Source organism: Rhizobium sp. RAF36, assembly GCF_052114105.1.
Taxonomy (GTDB): Bacteria; Pseudomonadota; Alphaproteobacteria; order Rhizobiales; family Rhizobiaceae; genus Rhizobium.
Window position 1 is genome coordinate 942420 of sequence record NZ_JBFREC010000002.1, and the last position, 18728, is coordinate 961147.

17 protein-coding genes are annotated in these 18728 nt (G+C 62.4%); 7 read left to right on the top strand and 10 right to left on the bottom strand.

What is annotated here, in order from left to right; genetic code table 11:
- Positions 1 to 26 precede the first annotated feature (26 nt).
- Positions 27 to 782 carry a GGDEF domain-containing protein gene (locus tag AB4Z25_RS10535; protein WP_112537240.1) on the bottom strand — a complete coding sequence of 252 codons (756 nt, stop codon included), beginning with the start codon at positions 780 to 782 and terminating at the stop codon, positions 27 to 29.
- A gap of 319 nt (positions 783 to 1101) precedes the next feature.
- Here AB4Z25_RS10535 and AB4Z25_RS10540 point away from each other — a divergent pair, with 319 nt between their 5' ends.
- From AB4Z25_RS10540 to AB4Z25_RS10555, 4 genes are read left to right on the top strand one after another with little or no spacing between them, the layout of a single operon-like run.
- Positions 1102 to 2463 (top strand): TolC family outer membrane protein, encoded by a 1362-nt coding sequence (locus tag AB4Z25_RS10540; RefSeq protein ID WP_112386508.1) that lies wholly within the window; start codon positions 1102 to 1104, stop codon positions 2461 to 2463.
- 19 nt (positions 2464 to 2482) lie between these two features.
- Entirely contained in the window at positions 2483 to 4639 is a 2157-nt protein-coding gene (locus AB4Z25_RS10545; protein WP_442207968.1) for a type I secretion system permease/ATPase, read from the top strand.
- A 2-nt stretch (positions 4640 to 4641) separates the two neighbouring features.
- Positions 4642 to 5934 (top strand): HlyD family type I secretion periplasmic adaptor subunit, encoded by a 1293-nt coding sequence (locus AB4Z25_RS10550; protein WP_442207969.1) that lies wholly within the window; start codon positions 4642 to 4644, stop codon positions 5932 to 5934.
- A gap of 2 nt (positions 5935 to 5936) precedes the next feature.
- Positions 5937 to 6596: a ribbon-helix-helix domain-containing protein gene (locus tag AB4Z25_RS10555; RefSeq protein WP_112386347.1), complete on the top strand. Its 660-nt coding sequence runs from the start codon at positions 5937 to 5939 to the stop codon at positions 6594 to 6596.
- Positions 6597 to 6602: 6 nt separating this feature from the next.
- Here AB4Z25_RS10555 and AB4Z25_RS10560 read toward each other — a convergent pair whose 3' ends face one another.
- Both AB4Z25_RS10560 and AB4Z25_RS10565 read right to left on the bottom strand, forming a co-directional pair.
- A complete protein-coding gene (locus tag AB4Z25_RS10560) occupies positions 6603 to 7349 on the bottom strand; it encodes a phosphoglycerate mutase family protein (protein ID WP_112537243.1) in 747 nt (248 codons plus the stop codon).
- Positions 7350 to 7626: 277 nt separating this feature from the next.
- On the bottom strand, positions 7627 to 8592 hold the full coding sequence (locus AB4Z25_RS10565) for a transglutaminase-like cysteine peptidase (RefSeq protein WP_112537244.1): 966 nt from the start codon (positions 8590 to 8592) through the stop codon (positions 7627 to 7629).
- Between the two features lie 230 nt (positions 8593 to 8822).
- Between AB4Z25_RS10565 and AB4Z25_RS10570 the strand changes: the two genes are divergently transcribed.
- Complete coding sequence (locus AB4Z25_RS10570; RefSeq protein WP_442207970.1) at positions 8823 to 10049, top strand: hypothetical protein; 1227 nt, start codon at positions 8823 to 8825, stop codon at positions 10047 to 10049.
- A 26-nt stretch (positions 10050 to 10075) separates the two neighbouring features.
- Here the strand turns inward: AB4Z25_RS10570 and AB4Z25_RS10575 are convergent, their stop codons facing one another.
- From AB4Z25_RS10575 to AB4Z25_RS10590, 4 genes are all read right to left on the bottom strand, one after another.
- Entirely contained in the window at positions 10076 to 10729 is a 654-nt protein-coding gene (locus AB4Z25_RS10575; RefSeq protein ID WP_112537245.1) for a hypothetical protein, read from the bottom strand.
- A 121-nt stretch (positions 10730 to 10850) separates the two neighbouring features.
- Positions 10851 to 11858 (bottom strand): aldo/keto reductase, encoded by a 1008-nt coding sequence (locus AB4Z25_RS10580; RefSeq protein ID WP_112537246.1) that lies wholly within the window; start codon positions 11856 to 11858, stop codon positions 10851 to 10853.
- Positions 11859 to 11884: 26 nt separating this feature from the next.
- Positions 11885 to 12181 carry a putative quinol monooxygenase gene (locus tag AB4Z25_RS10585; protein ID WP_112537247.1) on the bottom strand — a complete coding sequence of 99 codons (297 nt, stop codon included), beginning with the start codon at positions 12179 to 12181 and terminating at the stop codon, positions 11885 to 11887.
- Positions 12182 to 12198: 17 nt separating this feature from the next.
- Positions 12199 to 12996, bottom strand: coding sequence for a type 1 glutamine amidotransferase domain-containing protein (locus tag AB4Z25_RS10590; protein WP_442207971.1), 798 nt, complete (start codon positions 12994 to 12996; stop codon positions 12199 to 12201).
- Between the two features lie 112 nt (positions 12997 to 13108).
- Here AB4Z25_RS10590 and AB4Z25_RS10595 point away from each other — a divergent pair, with 112 nt between their 5' ends.
- Positions 13109 to 14017, top strand: a complete 909-nt coding sequence (locus tag AB4Z25_RS10595) for a LysR substrate-binding domain-containing protein (RefSeq protein ID WP_112537249.1) — start codon at positions 13109 to 13111, stop codon at positions 14015 to 14017.
- Between the two features lie 13 nt (positions 14018 to 14030).
- Here the strand turns inward: AB4Z25_RS10595 and AB4Z25_RS10600 are convergent, their stop codons facing one another.
- Entirely contained in the window at positions 14031 to 14486 is a 456-nt protein-coding gene (locus tag AB4Z25_RS10600; protein WP_112537250.1) for a MarR family transcriptional regulator, read from the bottom strand.
- A 36-nt stretch (positions 14487 to 14522) separates the two neighbouring features.
- Positions 14523 to 14963, bottom strand: coding sequence for a MarR family winged helix-turn-helix transcriptional regulator (locus tag AB4Z25_RS10605; RefSeq protein ID WP_112537251.1), 441 nt, complete (start codon positions 14961 to 14963; stop codon positions 14523 to 14525).
- A gap of 86 nt (positions 14964 to 15049) precedes the next feature.
- Here AB4Z25_RS10605 and AB4Z25_RS10610 point away from each other — a divergent pair, with 86 nt between their 5' ends.
- Positions 15050 to 16855, top strand: a complete 1806-nt coding sequence (locus tag AB4Z25_RS10610) for a chloride channel protein (protein WP_112537252.1) — start codon at positions 15050 to 15052, stop codon at positions 16853 to 16855.
- 47 nt (positions 16856 to 16902) lie between these two features.
- Here AB4Z25_RS10610 and AB4Z25_RS10615 read toward each other — a convergent pair whose 3' ends face one another.
- Entirely contained in the window at positions 16903 to 18432 is a 1530-nt protein-coding gene (locus AB4Z25_RS10615) for an ABC-F family ATP-binding cassette domain-containing protein (RefSeq protein WP_112537253.1), read from the bottom strand.
- Positions 18433 to 18728 lie beyond the last annotated feature (296 nt).

Genomic DNA, 18728 nt, shown 5'->3' on the forward strand with positions numbered 1-18728 from the left:
CGGTCCTCCGGGCGGCTTTCTCATGTCTACGCAGCTGGCAATCTCCCGATCGCGATCGGCTCGTCCTCGCCGCCGGCCTCCATGGCGAGCTCGCCCGCCATCTGCCGGATACGGTTGAATTCCGCCGGGCCGTCGAAGATTGCGCCGCCGAGTTTCAGGTCGATCGAGAGCGGGTTTTCGTCGGCGGCGAAGGCGGCCGCCGCCACCCGTTCGCGGATGCGGTTGGCGATGTCGAGGGCGCTTTCGGGCGCGGCACCCGGCAGGAAGATGCCGAGCTCGTTGGTTGCGAGCCTGGCCACCAGGTCGCCGCTGCGCACCGAGGACTGGATGATCGCCGCCAGCGACTGCATCACCGTATCGGCCCATTGCGGTCCATAGCGGCGGCTGATGGCATCCAGCGGATCGACCACGGCGGCGATCATGATACCGCCTGTGTCGGTCGAGATTCGCTTGCGCCGGTCGATGTAATGCTCGACGGACGCGGCAAAGGCGGTGCCGTTCAGAGCCCCCGTCGTGGCGTCGTGGCGGGCGGTGTAATTAATCCGTTCGTGTAGCTTCCGGATTTCACCATTTTTGATCCCGATTACGGCAAGCAGCGGAAATGCAACAAACAGAGAAATTGAGCATGTACTGATTAAACCTACCAAAAATGGTTGGTCCGGCAGAAGAAGGTTTAAGATAAGTAAAGCACCAACGGACCCGGCGAGGCATCCCAATGCACCGGTCGTGGCCGTCCATAGAGCTCTTACTGTTGCTTGGGAGTAACTCTTTCGGAAATTCATGGTGCGCAATGTCCGTTGAAAAACGTACAATGAGCTAATCAGCTGCGGGAGAATCCGGGATTAAAAAATCCTGTAAAATTGTTCCTTTAGTAGCTGATCTCTGTGAATTAACTGTCTTCGGAAGATTATCCTGCACTGCAGTTGGAGTGTGGAAATGTTGGTGATACTTGTTTGCTGAAGAACATCTTCGGTATATGGGTTTCGCCCGGAGAATCTCAGATGTTGAGGGGCATCAGTCTTGTTTAAAGGCAAAAGAATTTTTGCGGCTCTGTCCGCCACCGTTGCTTTCAGCTTCGCGTTTTCGATGCATGCCGATGCAATGACCTTGCAGCAGGCCGTCGAGAAGACGATGAAGACGAACCCGCAAATCTTGCAGGCTGCAAAAGATCGTGAAGCCGTGGAGTTTGAGCTCCGCCAGGCGCGGGGTCTTTACTTGCCGTCGGTCGATCTGGAGGCCGGTGCCGGCCGCCGCAGACTGTCCAATTCCAGCACAGGCACGCTGACCTCCGACCACGATTACTTGTCGCCGGGCGAAGTTGGTTTGACGGTTACTCAGACATTGTTCGACGGCGGTGCCCGCCGTTCGCAGGTCGAGCAGCAGGCTGCCCGCGTCGATGGCGCTTCCTTCCGCGTTCTCGAGCGTTCCGAAGCGCTGGCCCTCGAAGTCACCCAGGATTATCTCGAATACATCCTGCAGGGTCAGATCGTGAAGGCCGCGCAGGATAACGTCGGCTTCCACAGCCAGATCCTCGGCAATATCGAGCAGAGCATCAAGGGCGGCACGCTTACCGATGCCGACCGTCTTCAGGGCGTCGAGCGTCAGCAGGCTGCTGCAGCCCGTCTGCAGGAAGCCAAGGAAGAGCTGGAAGCCACCCGCATCCGCTTCCTCCAGGCCGTCGGCGAGCCGATCACCAATGCCTCGACCCCGCCGTCGGTTGCCAAGTTCCTGCCGAAGACGCTGAATGACGCCGTCTTCATCGCCGCCAAGAACAGCCCGCGCATCTATTCGGCCAATGCCGATATCGATGCAGCTGACGCCAGCGTGCGTGGCGCCCGCGCCAACTACCTGCCGAAGGTCGATCTCGAAGGCACCGCCCGCGTCGGCGATGACATCGACGGCGACGACGGCAACACCAACGACTACCAGGTCCGCGTCGTTGCCCGCTGGAACCTTTATCGCGGCGGTATCGACACCGCCCGCGAACAGGAGCAGATCCGCCGCGCCGGCGAACAGCGTTATGCGCTGGCCCAGGTGCAGCGCGAAGTCGAGCAGTCCGTCCGTTCCGCCTGGAACGAGCGCGTCAGCCGCGGCACGCTTGCCGGCATCCTTGGCAAGCAGGCACAGACCAACGCCCAGCTCGTTTCGTCCTACCGTCAGCAGTTCGGTGTCGGCCAGCGTTCGCTGCTCGACGTGCTTGACGCGCAGAACACCAATTTCAACACCAGAGTTCTGGCAGACACGGCGCGCGTTGCCTCGCTGTTTGCCGAATACAAGATCCTGGCTGCCTCCGGCAATCTGCTTCAGACGATGAAGCTGCGGCCGGTCGAGCAGTCCAAGGCTTATGCGCGGGAAGAGTTTGTTGTCCCCGCGGGCGTCGCAAATCCGGGTTATGTCGAGCTGCAGTCTACGCAGAAGGCCGGCATGCCTCTGGATCTTCTGGCGCCAATTCGACAGCAGTAGTCGAAACGGCCATGGAACAATGCTGAACGTAGCGCTCGAGACTTCCAGCGGCACCCCGCTGCAGACATTCAAAGCCGCTTTTAAATCCGTGGCTGCGTTCTATGGCCGTCCCAGTTCCGATACGGTGCTCTTCTCCGGACTTCCGGATGAAGTCACCGAGTCGCTGGAGCTGGACGACATCGAGCAGATCGCCGAACGGATCGGGCTGCAGGTCATCAGGCATGAAGAGCGCGATTGCCGCTCGGGCAATTTCGATTGTCCGGCGATCGTCGCCTTTGCCGATGGTGGCGTGCTGCCGTTGCTCGAAGTCGCCGAAGACGGCTCCTATATCACCGACGTCGTGCCCATCGCCGGCCAGCCGATCCGTCTGACGCGCCAGGAGCTTGCGAGCCTCCAGCCGCAAGCCGCCTTTGCCTTCACGCTCTATTATCAGAACGCCTCGGAAGAGGCGCTGGTCGGCAATGCTGTCGAGATCGAGAAGCGCCATTGGCTGTCGAGCACGCTGGCGCCGTACTGGCGCACCTATGTCCGCGTCATGGTCGCAGCGCTGTTCATCAATCTTATCGCGCTCGGCTCGCCGCTGTTCACGATGAACGTTTATGACCGGGTCCTGCCGAACAAGGCGATCCCGACGCTCTGGGTTCTCTCGGCTGGGATTTCGCTCGCCTATCTCTTCGATTTCCTGTTGAAGACAGCGCGGTCGTCACTGATCGATTATGCCGGCCGCAAGGCCGACCTGCGTCTGTCGCAGATGATCTTCGACAAAGTGCTGAACTCGACGCTCGCCTCGCGGCCGATGTCGACTGGCGAATATGCCAACCGTGTCACGCAATATGAGTTCGTTCGCGAATTCTTCACCTCGAACACCATCGGCGTCCTGATCGACAGCCTGTTCGTGTTCATCTTCTTGTTCGTCATCTACCTCATCTCCGGCTGGCTCGTCGTCATTCCGGCTGTCGCCTTCGTCGCCTCCGTTGTCATCGGCCTCTGGGCGCAGGCGGCGATCGGCAAGCGCATGGCAACCGCCGCCAACGAGGCATCGCGCCGCCAGTCGCTGCTGGTCGAAACCATCTCGACCATCGAGACGCTGAAGAGCCTGCGCGCAGAAGCCACCATGCTGCGCCGCTGGCAGGAGCTGACGAAATATTCGAGCCGCACCAGCGAAGAGATCAAGCACGTCTCGACCAATGCCATCAACCTGACGATGCTGATCCAGCAGATGGTCAGCGTCCTGATCGTCATTGCCGGCACCTATGAATTCTCCGAGGGCCGCATCGCCATGGGCGCCATTGTCGCCACCGTGATGCTGGCGAGCCGCGCCGGTGCGCCGCTCGGGCAGATCGCAATGACGCTGGCCCGCTTCCGCCAGGCGACGATGTCGCTGCGCATCCTCGACAAGATCATGGAACAGCCGGACGACCGGCCCTCGACGGTTGGTTTCGTCAACCGGCAGATCACTCAGGGCAGCTTCAGCTTCCAGAATGTCGCCTTCCAGTATCCGGGCTCGGATCACCCTGTTATCAACGGCCTGTCCTTCAATGTCCGCCCGGGCGAGAAGATTGGCATCATCGGCCGCATCGGCTCGGGTAAGACGACGCTCGGGCGCCTGCTCGACGGTCTGTTTGCGCCTGCATCTGGCCGCGTGCTGATCGACGGCGTTGACGTCCGCCAGTATCACATGGCCGAAGTCCGCTCGGCGGTTGCCGTTGCCGGCCAGTCGTCGGATCTGTTCTCCGGCACGGTCAAGGAAAACCTGTTGATCGGCCGGGCCGACGCGACGGATGAAGAGCTACTCGAAGTCGCCCGCATCACCGGCGTCGATGAATTCGTCGGCAATCATCCGCGCGGTTTCGACATGCCGGTCGGAGAGCGCGGCACCAATCTGTCCAGCGGCCAGAAGCAGGCGCTGACCATTGCCCGCCTGCTGCTCACCAAGCCAAAGATCGTCTTCCTTGACGAGCCGTCGGGCGCCATGGATCTTGCAACCGAACGTCACCTGATTTCGCGGCTGTCGAGCGCCTTCGGTGCTGACACCACGCTGCTGATTGCCACGCATCGCCATAGCATGCTGGAGCTGGTCGATCGCCTGATCGTCATCGACAAGGGCAAGATTATCGCCGATGGCCCGAAGCAGGCTGTTATCCAGGCCATGCAGCAGCGCCGGCCGGGAGCATGAACATGAGCCGCACGCACATCGACAATCCACCGCTCTTCGCCCGCGCCATCCTGGCCCTCTGCGCGCTTTTGATCGCCAGCTTCCTGGCCTGGGCAGCCTTTGCCAGCATCGATGAGATCGCCCGCGGCGAGGGCAAGGTCATTCCGGTCTCGAAGACCCAGATCATCCAGTCGTCGGAACCCGGCGTGGTCCAGCAGATCGCCGTCACCCTCGGCCAGATCGTGCGCAAAGGCGACCTTCTGGTGCAGCTCGACAATACGACGACCACCTCGACGCTCGGCGAATCCGTTGCGAAGGCTCGCGCGCTTGGCGCCAAGGTTGCCCGCCTGAAGCTTGAGGAAGCCGGTCTCTACGATACCAAGTTCATCTGCCCGGACGAAATCCTGACCGTCGCCAAGCCGGTCTGCGACAACGAAGAAAGCCTGTTCGCCGCCGATCGCGCTAGCTACGAAAACAAGCTCGGCGTTCTCCAGGAGCGGGTCAAGCAGCGCGAGAACGAGCTGAACGAGGCGCATGCCAATATCGCCCGTCTGACCGACAATATCGACGGCGCCCAGCGCCAGTACAACCTGATCAAGCCGCTGAGCGACAAGAAGCTCGTCGCCCAGACCGAGATGCTGAAGGTCGAACGCGACCTGACGGATCAGCAGGGCCAGCTCAAGGTCTATCAGGAAAGCATCGATCGCCTCGAAGCCGCCGTTCAGGAAGCCAAGCTGCAGGTCGGCGATCTGGCGCTGGAGCTGCGTCAGCAGGCCCTGACTGAGAAGGCGACGACGCTCGCCGAACTCTCGGTCGTCGATGAAACCATCCGCGGCGCGTCCGATCGCGTCAAGCGCACCGATATCCGCTCGCCCGTCGATGGCATCGTCAATACGCTCGAGGTCAACACCATCGGCGCCTATGTCGATCCGGGCCGCGTCATTGCCGGCGTCGTTCCGACTGCCGATACGCTTTTGATCGAAGCCAAGATCTCGCCGCGCGACGTCGCTTTCGTGCGCCGTGGCCAGCCTGCGGTCGTCAAGGTCACCGCCTACGACTTCTCGATCTTCGGCGGCCTCGAAGGCGTCGTCGAAAACATCTCGGCAGACAGCCTCGTCGAGAAGGAAAAGGGCGACACCTACTACCTGGTACAGGTCAAGACCGACAAGTCGGAGCTGGAGCGCAACGGCAAGGCCTATCCGATCATGCCGGGCATGGTCGCGTCGGTCGAAATCATGACCGGCAACAAGACCGTGCTGAGCTATCTCCTGAAGCCGATCAACAAGGCGCGCTCGGAAGCGCTGACGGAGCGCTGAGAATGCTGATCAGCAAGGCTGCCGCAACCGATCTGACGAGCGCCGAGCCGCTCGACGATGCGCTGCCTGTCATCGGCGCCGATGAGATCGAGCCGAAGTTCCGCGCCGTTGCCGGCCGGGGCGGGGAGCGCCGCGGTATCCGTCTGGAACGCATCTATTGGGATGGTCTCGGTCGCATGTCGTCGGCCGGCAAGATGACGACGGCTGATCTCGTGCATCATACGGCCGCCCAGATGCCGGAGACCGGCAATCTCGCCTCGCTGCTCCGCGTCCTCAGCTTCAAATGGGCGCTGAAGCGGCTTGATACGGTCGAGGATGTGTCCTCGATGGCCAATTTGAATGCGCTGATCCAGGCTTCGCCGTCGCCGACCATCCTTCTCACGCTGGAGAAGAAGATCCAGCTGTTCAACGACGCCTTCCTGTCGATGCTGCGCCACCGCCTGCCAATGGGCGATGCGGCGCAATTGACGAAGAGCCTGCGCTTTTCGATCGATACGCAGATCGAGGAAGCCATGGCGACGCTCGCCATGAACAAGGGCAAGACCCTGAATACCGGCTTCACCATCGCTGCGGGTTCGCAGACGATGAAGGGCCAGATCAATCTGGCGCTAGCGCCGACCCACGAAAAGCCGATGCTGGTCGGCTATATCTCCCGCTACTGAGAAATTTCAGCCGCCGGTCTTCGGCGCGATCGTCAGCGCCGAGCCGTAGGCGCCGCGCATATCCGTTGCTTCGGCCGGGTTACGGTCGTCGGCCTTGTGCAGCAGCGTCGCGCTGTAACCCTCCGCATGCGTGCCCTCGATCAGCGTCACGTCGGCATTCCCCGGATTGTCGGAACGTTCGAACCACTCGACGCTGTGGTGCAGGAAGTTCATCTCGAAGGCGCGGTTGGTGACGCCATGGCCGACGATGATGGCCGTATCGTTGCCGCCGCCGATATCGTGCATCACGGTCAGCAGGAAGAGCCGCACCCGCTGCGCCACATCGGCCCGGCTTTCTCCATCGGGAGGCCGCGCATAGAACTTGCCACTATTGTTGCGCAGCCGCGCCCATTTCTCGAATTCTTCGGGAAATTTCCGCCGCTGCTCGGCGCGGTCGTAGATCTCGGTAAACAGCCCGAAATCCTGCTCGCGCAGCAGATAATCCTCATGCACCTCGCCGACCGTGCCCGCTGGCAACGCCTCGATGATCGCATCCATCGTCTGTCGCGTGCGCAGATAGGGCGAATACCAGATGCTGGCCCGTGGGGCGGCATCCGGCAGCGCTGCCAGATAGGCCGCAATCCCACGCCCGGCCGCCAGCGCCTGCCGGTACCCCCATTCCGTGAGCGGAACATTGTGATCGCCGAACTGCCGGTAGGCACTCTCGCTGATATTGCCGAGGGATTCGCCGTGTCGAACGAGAAAGATACGCATGTCGGCCTGTATGTATTGAGGGTCGGCGCATCATGACGGGGGTGGGGGCGGGGTGCAATCAGGAAACTTTGCGTTTGCGGCCCCCTCATCCGCCCTTCGGGCACCTTCTCCCCGAGGGGAGAAGGGATATCCTGAGCTCTACGCCAACTTCCCCTCTCCCCTGGGGGAGAGGGTAGGGTGAGGGGGCTCCGGGCGCGCTACATTCAAGAAGATCGCCCGCATCAAAAAAAGCCGGCCCACGTGGCCGGCTCTTGTACTCCGCTCGAAATCGCCTGGCTCAGTAGGGGACACCTTCGCCCGGAGCGACTTTCTCGAGCGGCATAGCGGATGCCACCTGCTTGTTGCCGGCCTTGACGCCATGGAGGTAGCCCTTGCCGGCGTTGATCGAGTAGAGCGGCTGGTAGTCGGGCAGGCGGCTGTCGGTCAGAACCTGATCGCGCATGTTGTCGAGGATGAAGAAGTTGCCGTTGACCGCGACCGACAGAACGGCGTGGTAGAAATGGCGCTTCTGGTCGAAGAGAACGACGATCGACATGTCCTTCATGTCGACGCCTTCAGCCTTCAGCGCCGCCATTTTCAGGATCGCGAAATCTTCGCAGTCGCCCTGCTGGCGTGACAGCGTCTCGGATGGTGTGGCCCAGTAATCGGCCACCTGATAGGTCTCGATGTCCTTGCGGTAGCGGATGGCGTGGTTGACGGCGGCGTTGACGGTGTTCAGCTTGTCGCGGATCGACGCCTGCGCTGTCTGGCCAAGCGCCGTCTTGATGACTTGCGCCGCATTGGTGCAGCCCTTGGCGCCGCAGGTGATGGCCGCGCCGCTTTGCATTTCGGCAAGCGACGGCGCAAAGCGCTTAAGCGCCGCCAGCCGCTTGAACGGAATGGTGACCGAGCCGAACACCGCTTCGTTGGAGGTGGTAAGCTTTGCCGGCTTGTCGGGCCTGATCGACGCCGTGATCTCGGGCGAGGTAACCTGTTGCGGCCGTGCAATGGCGGCAAGATCAATGCGCTGAACGGTGCCCGCAACGCCTGCAAACGCCGTCTTCGCCAGACTATAAACGCCGGATATACTTGCGGTCTCCGCAAGAGAAAGTGCAGTATTGGCAGAGATCACGCTCGCGTAAGACGTCAGTGAAATCTGCGCTGTGGGGATTTCAGTGGCGTTCGACGGTGCGGTGCCAAGAAACGATGCGAAAGATGCGAAAGTAAAAGCTGCAAGTATTTTTGATTTTGTGCTGCGCTTCATCGGATTTTCTCTCTCTGTTTGAGGAGAATGTAGCGATGAGCTATAAATATGCCGTGTGTAAGCTTGGAAAACGCAAGTATAAATATTCCGGTCAAAGACGCATAAAACTTTAGCGTTCACGTCAACCAAGTTTGGGGGAATGGTTTGATTTTCGCGCCCGCACGGTGCAGAAATGAGCGCATTCTAAAAAGGCCGCAAACGGCCGCGACATCGCATCCTCGGGGGAAACAGTGACGCCGCATTTGAATTCGAAGATCGCGCGCCTGCATGGTTTACGCAACGGCGTCTTGAAGACGCCTGCTGCCATCAGCCGCGTGCTTCCCGCCCTTGTGCTGATCGCCGGCGGCCTGCTGGCCGGTTGCCAGGCGGATGGCGACAGTCTGTCGAACAGCGTCAAGAACACTGATATCAAGGCGCCCTCCAGCACTGTCGAGGAAAGCTTCGGCGAAACCGGCACGGAGATCACTCTGCTGCTGCCGAAGGGCTCCACCGGCCTTTATGAGGGCGAGGCGCGCGATATCCGCGATGGCGCAGCGCTCGGCGTCGGCGAAGTCGGCAACGGGCAGGTCTTTGTTAAGGTTGTCGACGTCTCCGGCGGCCCGGCATCGGTTGCCGCTGTCGTTTCGGCCGCCAAGGCGCGCAATTCCGCCCTTCTCGTCAGTTTCGCGCCGCAGGCGACCACCGCTGCCGTCGCAGCTATCCCTTCGGCCGAGCGCCTGCCGCTGATCAATCTCGGTGCGCCGGTCCCGGCAACATCGGGCAATGTCTACAACTTCACCTCCGACGAGGTGGACAGTGCCGTCGAAGGCGCCCGCACATCCGTCTCCGGCGGCCATAAGAAGGTCTTCGTTTTCGCCACCACGGAGCTGACGGCGATCGGCGAAGCCCGCATCGCCGATGGGGTGCGCGCTTCAGGCGGTACCTATCTCGGTTCGGCCCGCTATGCGCTTTCGGATGCTTCGGCCGCCGATGCGGTGACCAAGAGCAAGGCGCAGATGCAGGGCGCCGACACCATCGTCGTGCTTGGCAAATCCACTATCGTCACCACGGTTGCCGGTGCGATCAAGGCTGCGGGCTTCACCAACATCACGCTTGTCGGCACCAGCGGCTGGCCGCAGCAGGCCTATACCAGCCCGGCTGTATCAGGTGCGCAGATCGCGATGGTTGATCCGGAAGGTGCCTCGATGATATCGGAGCGCTACCAGCGCCACTACCGGCGTCCACTGACGGCCAATGCGGCCTATGGCTATGATGCGGTGGCAATCGCCTCAGGCATCATCCGCACCCAGGATCCGAAGGCCCTGACGGCCGAAAACCTGACCAGCAAGACGGGCTTCCGCGGCATCACCGGGCTCTTCCGCCTGAATGTCTCAGGTGGCGTCGAACGCAAGCTCAGCCTCTTCACCATCACCGGCGGCAAGCCGAACCTGTTCGTGGCGGCGCCGAAGGCCTTTTGAGGCCATCGGGTCGCTGGCTCGATAAATCAGTGCCTGGCGAGTGTCAGGCCGGACGTGTCAAAGGCCGCCGCCGCGGCCATCAGGATGCGCTGCTGGGCGGCGAGCAGGAACATGTAGCCTGCGAGCTCGACGGTTTCCTCAAACACTTCGGGCACGCCGACAAAGGCGTCGAGCGACATACCCATATGGCGCTCCGCGGCCGTCATCAGGATCAGCGACAGGCCGGCCATCACCAGTTCGAGCGCCGGAAACTGCCGCGCCTTGATCACCGGATCCAGCAATCGCCAGAGCTTGAAACGTGCCGTCACTGTCAGCGTCACCAGCACCAACAGGATGACGAGCGGCTTTACGGCCGGGTTGAACCAGAGCAGCTTGCCGGAAAATTCCGGCCCGTCCTCTGACATGCCGGATGGCGGATAGAACACCGCACCCCAGCTGATTTCACGTCCCAGGCAGATGATCCAGACCGGTACGAGCGCCAGCCAGAGCCATTTCCATGGCGCTTGGCTGCGGCTCGCCAGTACGATTGCCTGAACGGTGCCGATGGCGAGAACGAGATTGTCGAGGAGCTCCAGCGGTGCGTTTTCCCAACTCCACCAGGCCGGCAGAACGAAAGACAGCGGATATGCCAGGAGGAAAAAGGCGAAGGCCACGAGCCGGAAGGGCAGGGCGGTAGTCATTTCATCTGTACCTCTTCAAGGGAGAGGGTTTTATGAAATAAATATGACTACCGCAATCAAATATGCCCCCCATCAACAGTTAAGGATGGAGGGCCGATCGTGCGGGAGAGCCTTGTCTTCCCTAGAGCGGCAGCGGCGCCTCGGGGTTCACCAGCCCCGCCTTGCGCAGATCACGCCAGAACTCCGCCGGGATCGTCTCGTTCAATGCTGCCCCGTCCTCGGCGATGCGTTCGGGCTTGCTGGCGCCCGGGATCACGGCGGCGACGGCCGGATGTGCCAGCGAGAATTGCAGACCTGCAGCCTTTATGCTGATGCCATGACGGTCAGCCAGCGCCTTGATCCGCGCCACCTTGTCGAGGATTACGGGCGTTGCCGGCGCATATTCGAAGTTCGGCCCGCCGACCAGTGCGCCCGAGCTGTAGGGGCCACCGGCGACGATGCCGAGACCGCGCTCGGCGACCAGAGGCATCACCCGCTGCAGCGCCCGGTCATGGTCGAGCAGCGTGTAGCGCCCGGCCAGCAGAAAGCCATCGGGCCGCGGTGTATCCAGACCGAGCAGCAATTCGATCGGCTCGACGCGATTGACGCCGAGGCCCCAGGCCTTGATCACGCCCTCGTCGCGCAGCCGGTCGAGCGCCCGGAAGGCGCCCTTGCGGGCGGTCTCGAAGACGTCCAGCCACTCGTCGCCATAAAAATCCTGAGCGACGTCATGGACGAAGGCGATATCGATGCGGTCTGTCTTCAGCCGCTTCAGGCTGTCCTCGATCGAGCGCAACGTTGCATCTTCCGAGTAGTCGTTGACGATCTTGTTCGGCCGCCCGTATTTGAAGACATCGCCCTTCTCGCCGAGATCGCGGGCGCTGACATCCTCGAGCTCGTCGAGGATCACCCGGCCGACCTTGGTGCTGATCACATACTGATCGCGCGGTTTGGCCGCCAGCGCCTCGCCCATGCGGATCTCCGCAAGGCCAGCGCCGTAAAAGGGCGCATTGTCGAAATAGCGGATACCGTCATTCCAGGCGGCTTCGACGGTCGAAAGCGCTTCGGCTTCCGGAATATCGCGAAACATGTTGCCGAGCGGGGCGGCGCCGAAGCCGAGCTTGCTCCGCAGGATGTTCTTGAGTGCCATTGATCTGTCCTCTCCAGTGTTTGGTGTCAGCCGATATCGGTCGCGTCGAGAACGAGCGCGGTGCGTTCGGCGAGATCGTTGATCTTCGCGAGATAGGCCTTGAAATGCGGCGTCTGGCGGTGGGCGGCCACCGCTTCATTGTCCTGATAGAGTTCATCGAGCACAAAACGCGTGGCATCTGCCTGGTCGCGCCAGATATCCCAGCGCAGGTTGCCCGGCTCCGCCCGGCAGGCGGGTGCCATGCCGGACAGAAGCGCTTCGAGTTCGCCTGCCTTGCCGGGCCGGGCGGCGAGGATTGCCATGATCTTCACGGAATGCGGCATGGCTATCGTCCTTCGTTTCAGACGGCCGTTGCGCGGTTCAGCGCCTCGACCAGCTTGGCGGCAAGCGGATGGTCCGAACGCGGGTTCTGGCCGGTGATCAGTTCGCGATCGACAACGACATTCGGTTCGAAATCGATGTCACCGGTCGTCACGTTGCCCCCGGCAATCTGCAGCGCATCGACCACGTTGAAATAGAGCTTAGCGTGCAAAATGTAGTCCTCGACAACCTTTTCTTCGCTATTGGAGAACACGGTCATGTTGTACCCGGCATATTGCCAGCCCTTGGCCCATTCGGCAGACTTTTGTGGCGCGCCGGCGATCAGCGCCGCGCGGAATTCGCGGGCATTCGGCATGGCCGAGGCGACAGCGATCGGACCATGGCAGAGCAGGGCGGTCGGCTTGGCCTTCTCGTGGAAGTGGCGCAGGATTTCGCCGAGATCGGCATCCTGCATCAGATCGACCCCAGGCGCCTGACCACCGGGCACGAAGACGCCGGCGTAGCCGTCCAGACCCTCGGCGATAACCGTCGCCAAGGTCTTCACCTCGTTCATCGACGGGTCCTCGGCATAGAAGGCCTTGGCCTTGCGGTATGCTTCTTCGTCGCCGCCGAAGTGATCCACTTTGTCGGAGACCTCATCGATATGCGGCTTGGTGCCGTTGGGGGTGGCGAGCACCACCTCGTAACCGGCAGCAATCACCGCCATCACCGGGATCACGGTCTCATTCAGATACTGGCCGGTTGCGCCGCTGCGGCCGCCTTTGATTTCGATGCGCGTTGCGTTCGAACCCACGACGAGAACTTTACCCTTGCTCATTGTCATCTCCTTGGCCTCTGGCCTCGTTTCGATGACTGGATGATGCTCTCTGGCGATGTATTTCGGAAATTTATTTGTTCTATTCCAGATATTCACATGGCATTATAACTGAATGCGATATGACCTGAATCTGATGCCGGTGTTCCTGGCGCTCATGGATGAGCGCAATGTCACCCGCGCCGCCGAACGGCTGGGCATCACCCAGCCGGCGCTCTCGAATGCGCTGAACCGCCTGCGGGACACGCTGCGCGATCCGCTGTTCATCCGCGAGCGCTACGGCATGCGCCCGACCCAGCTCGCCGAAGAGATGGCGCCGGTGGTGCGCACCGCGCTGGCGCAGTTCGACGAGCTGATCCTCGGCCAGCAGCAGTTCGACCCGGCGGAAGCCTCCAGGCTCTTCACGCTGGCGCCGAACAGCTATGCCGAATTCGTGCTGATGCCGGAGGTCGTCGCGCGGCTGCGAGAGCGCGCCGATGGCATCAAGCTCCGCCTCATCCCCTTCGGTAGTGATCTCGCCGAAACCGGCGCGGTATCAGGATCGACCGAGATGGTAATCGGCCGCATCACCGATCCGCCCGACAATATCGTCGTTCAGCACCTGATGGACGATGGCCTCGCCTGCGTCGTCCGCGCCGGTCATCCCGATATCGGCGACAGCATCTCGAAAGAACAATACGAGCGGCTGAAACACGTCAACGTTCTGCCGCCCGGCCGCCTGCGCGCCGGCCTTTTCCAGGCGCTGGAACAGCGCGGCCTGCGCCGCGAGGTGGCCGTCTCCGTCACCCATTTTCTTGCCGTGCCCGAGATGATCGCGGCTACCGACTATTGCACCACGCTGCCCAGCCAGATCTGCCGGCGGCTCGCCCGCGACCCCCGCCTGAAAATCCTGCCCGCTCCCGCCGATCTCGGCACTTTCCCCGTCGAGATCGCCTGGCATGTCCGCTACCGCCACGACCCCGCCCACCGCTGGCTGCGGTCTCTGATAGCGGAGGTGGCAAAGGAGATTGGCGAAGACGCTTGATGCGCCCGAGACCCTAGTCCGCCCAGGGATCGTCCTGCAGCGCCACGCCGTCCTGCAGACTGTGCAGGATGGCGATCAGCCGTGGGGCGAGCTCCCGGATCTCGCTCAGATGGATGGCGGTCAGCCGCTTCAGCGCCGATTCCGCCTTTGCGGTCAGCGCCAAGGTCTGGCGCCGCTTGTCGTTCGGGTCGGCGTTGCGCGACACATAGCCGGCGGCCACCAGCCGGCCGACAAGTTCGGTTGCCGAATGCGGCGCGATCAGCAGACGCTCGGCAAGCAGGCCGACCGACATCGCCTCTTCGCCGCGGTGGCCCTTGATGGCCAGCAGGGCCTGATGCTGCTGTGCCGGCAATCCTTCCTCGTGGGCAGCCGAGGCGCTGAAATCCATGAACTGGCGCAGCGTATAGCGCAGGTTCGACAGCGCCTCGTAATCGGCTTCCGTCAGATCATCTATCGGCTTCCTGGCCATCAATCCCCTGCCGTCATTCGCTTGCCGTCGGCAAGATCATTGCATCCATGCCGCCATCTCCATCCGCCGGTGATCCTGCAGCGCCCGCAGCGCCTGCATCAGCTCCGGCGCCATTTCCCGGATCTCATAAAGATGGGCAGGCGTCAGCCGACGCAATAGCTCTTCCGCCTGATCTGTCAATCGGACAACGGTGCGGCGCTTCGGCTTGGTGGCGATCGTCAGAAAGCCGCGGTCTCTCAATCCTTCGGTCAGCTCCGCGGCTGCGGCAGGCGCCAGAAACAGCGTCTCTGCCAGACTGGGAACGCTCATTTCGCCATCGATCCCCAGCCCCTTGATGGCGAGAAGCGCCTGATGTTCCGGCGGCGCAAGGCCGAGACGGGTGGCTGCATCGGCGCTGAACTGGCGGAATTTGCGGATCCGGTATCTCAGGTTGGCAAGTGCCTCATATTCGATCTCCGAAAGGCTTTCCTTGGGCATCGGCCTGCTCCTCAAAGCATGACTTGATTTATATCGTAATACGATATATTTCGCGCTTCATTGCCAGCCTGTCAACAGGAACCCCTATGTCCTCACAAAACACTCACCGGCCGCATGATTTCATGGGCGGCCTTTCCCGGCGCGAGGCCGGAGACTTCACCACCGACAAGCGCGTCATCGCCCTGATCGGCATGGCGCTGATCGTCGGCACCGGCGGCGCCCTTGCCGCCTGGGTGCTGGTCAGCCTCATTTCGCTGGTCACCAACCTCGTCTGGTTCGGCCGCTTCAGCATCCATGCCGCCTCGCTAGCAGCGGCGCCGCGCTCGGTCTGGATGGTCGTGATCCCGGTTCTCGGTGGTCTCGTTATCGGCCTGATGGCCCGTTTCGGCTCGGAGAAGATCCGCGGCCACGGCATTCCCGAAGCGATCGAGGCGATCCTGATCGGCGGCAGCCGGATGTCGCCGAAAGTGGCGATTCTGAAGCCGATTTCCTCGGCGATCTCGATCGGAACCGGCGGCCCGTTTGGCGCCGAAGGCCCGATCATCATGACCGGCGGGGCGATCGGTTCGCTGTTTGCCCAATGCTTTCACCTGAGTTCGGCCGAGCGCAAGACGCTGCTGGTGGCCGGTGCGGCGGCGGGGATGACCGCGATCTTCGGTTCGCCGATCGCCGCCATCATGCTCGCCGTCGAACTGCTGCTGTTCGAATGGAAGCCGCGCAGCTTCATTCCCGTTGCCGTCGCCGCCTGCGTGTCGACCTGCTGGCGCCCGTTCCTGTTCGAGGCAGGGCCGTTGTTTCCGAAGCAGTTCCACATGGATCTCCCCTGGTGGGGCATCCTGCTCTGCGCCGGCATGGGCATTCTCTCCGGCCTGCAGTCCGGCATCCTGACGACGCTGCTTTACAAGATCGAGGACCTCTTCGAAGCGCTACCCATCCACTGGATGTGGTGCCCGGCACTCGGCGGGCTGATCATCGGTCTTGGCGGCCTGATCGAACCGCGCGTCCTCGGCGTCGGCTACGACATCATCGATGGCCTCCTGAACAGCAGCCTGCTGCCGCAGGCGGTGCTGACCGTCCTGCTGGTCAAGGCGGCCATCTGGCTCGTGGCGCTGTCATCGGGTACATCGGGCGGCGTGCTGGCGCCGCTGTTGATCTTCGGCGGCGCGCTCGGCTGGCTTGTCGGACTCGTCCTGCCCGGCGATCCCGGCTTCTGGGCGCTGCTCGGCATGGCGGCGATGATGGGCGGCACGATGCGCGCGCCGCTGACCGGCACCTTCTTCGCCGTCGAACTGACCGGCGATGTCCAGGCGCTGCTGCCACTGCTGGCGGCGACAGTGGCGGCCTACGCAGTCACCGTTCTCCTGCTGCGCCGCTCGATCCTCACCGAAAAGATCGCCCGCCGCGGCCAGCATATCACCCGCGAATATGGCATCGATCCCTTCGAATTCGCCCGCGCCCGCGACATCATGATCTCCAGGGTCGATAGCCTGAGGGCCGATATGACTGCGGGAGAGGCGATCGATCTCTTCACCACGCAGCCGAAGACGCACCGGGTCTATCCTGTCGTCGATGACCTCGGCATCCTCAAGGGTCTGATGTCGCGCGGTGACGCTCTGCGCTGGCAGCAGGAACACGTTGAGCGCAGCCAGCCGCTCGCCGATCTGGTGTCCGACGGTTCCGTGCCGCTCGCTCACCCCGATGACACGGCCGGCTATGTCGCCGATCTGATGCTGGCAACCGATGCTGGCCGCATCCCGATCGTCGATCCCGAGAGCGGTCAGCTCGTCGGCCTCATCGCCCGCAAGGATCTGCTGCGCCTGCGCCATTCGCTGCGGGCAAGCGAAACGGAGCGCCAGCCGTATTTCGGCCCGGGCGCCAAAGCGCTGCCGTAGCATTTTCGCGCAGCCGCGGCATATATACGCCGCGGCTGCGCTGTATCTTAGCCGCGGCCTTCCGCGGCCGCGGCAAAGAACCCTTCGGGGTTCTCCACCTCCACCAGCCGCTTCCTCTCGATCTGCCAGAAGCGGTTGCCGGTGGCGCGCACGAAGCTGCGGTCGTGGGAAACCAGCAGGCAGCTTGCCTGATGCGCCATCAGCTCTGTTTCCAGCGCTTCCTGGCCGTCGATATCCAGATGGTTGGTCGGCTCGTCCAAGAGGTAGAAGTTCGGCTCGGTCAACCTCAGCACCAGCATGCCGAGCCGCGCCTTCTGGCCGCCGGAAAGGCGTCCGACCGGCTTTGCCTGCATGTCGATCGTCATACCGGCCCCGGCGAGCAGCGAGCGTGCCCGCTGGTCGCCGATATCGAAGCGGCGGATGATCGTCTCCATCGGCGTATCGGCATCCCGGAGATCGGCGAGGGCCTGATCGGCATAGCCGAGGACCAGCGAGGGCGTTGCCTTGATGCTGTCAAGCGTGGCCTCGGGAGCACCGATCGCCTTGCGCAGCATGGCGATGAACCGTGATTTTCCGGCTCCGTTTTCACCGAGCAGCACGATCCTGTCGCCCTGGCAGATGAACTGCTTGCCGGTCCTGAACAGCACGGTTCCGTCAGGCGTGCGCACCTCGGCATCATCCAGGGTAACAAGCACCTTGGCATGGGTGCCGCGATTGCCGAGCTTGATGGCGCCGGCCGAGCGCTCCAGATGCGCTGGCTTTGCCGCGTCCTCCAGCTTGTCGGCCCGCTGCTTCAATTGCTTGGTCTTGACGACCAGCAGGTCGCTGCCGGAGTTGATGCCGATATTGTTGAGCTTGGCCGCCTGCTTGCGCAGCTGCTCGGCCGTTTTCATGTCGCGCTCGTAGCGCTTCGCATCGGCGGCATCCGCCTCGTCAAGTGCGGCGCGCGCCTGCGAATAGGGGAGCGAGAAGAGCTGCGAATTCTCCGGCCGCAGAAACAGCGTCCGGTTGGCGACGGCATCCAGAAAGGCGCGGTCGTGGCTCGCCAGAATGACGGGCACGTCGCGGGGCAGGGCGTTCAGCCAGTTTTCCATCAGCGCGATCTTGCCGAGATCGAGATGGTTGGTCGGCTCGTCGAGCACCAGCACGTCGGGTTCCGTCACCCAAACGCGCGCTAGCATCGCCAGCCGCTGCCAGCCGCCGCTGAGTGCGTTGAGCGGTCGCTGCCGGAATTCCTCCGGCACGTCGAGCGATTCAAGCACCACATCGACGCGCCAGCTTTCGCTCTCCGCCTGTTCGGGCGATAGAGCGTCGAGCACGGCGTCGTAGAAGCTGTGGCTGAAGAGAGCGGACGGCACGTTCTGCTCGACATAGCCGACGGTCAGCCCGCGCGCCTTGGTGATCTCGCCTTCGGTCGCCTCCAGGGCGCCGGCGATGCAGCGGAACAGCGTCGATTTCCCGCGCCCGTTGGCGGCCACCAGGCCGATGCGGTCGCCGGCGTTGACGACGAGGTTCAGCTTCGAAAACAGCGGCTGCGACAGGACGATGCCGAGATTACGGATATTGATCAGTGTCATGGTCGGTCTCTGGTCTTTGCCGCATGGCGCAGTCATCGTGGGCATCGGCCATCATCGATGGACGCACTGCAGCGGCGGATAGGAATATCGGCAGCACAGATCCCATGGGACAGGTGCTGCGGGCAACGAAGGGCAGACCAGGAAGAGGTGTCGCGAGAAACGGTCTCTGGTCAGCCCTGCAAACGCGTTTGCAGGGCGTTGACGGGGCCACGCTGCCGGTAATACCGGAAATAGAAATTCTGCACGTGACCCTCCTTTCTCTTTGAGCGAACGTCCACTGGATAGCATCGAGCGGG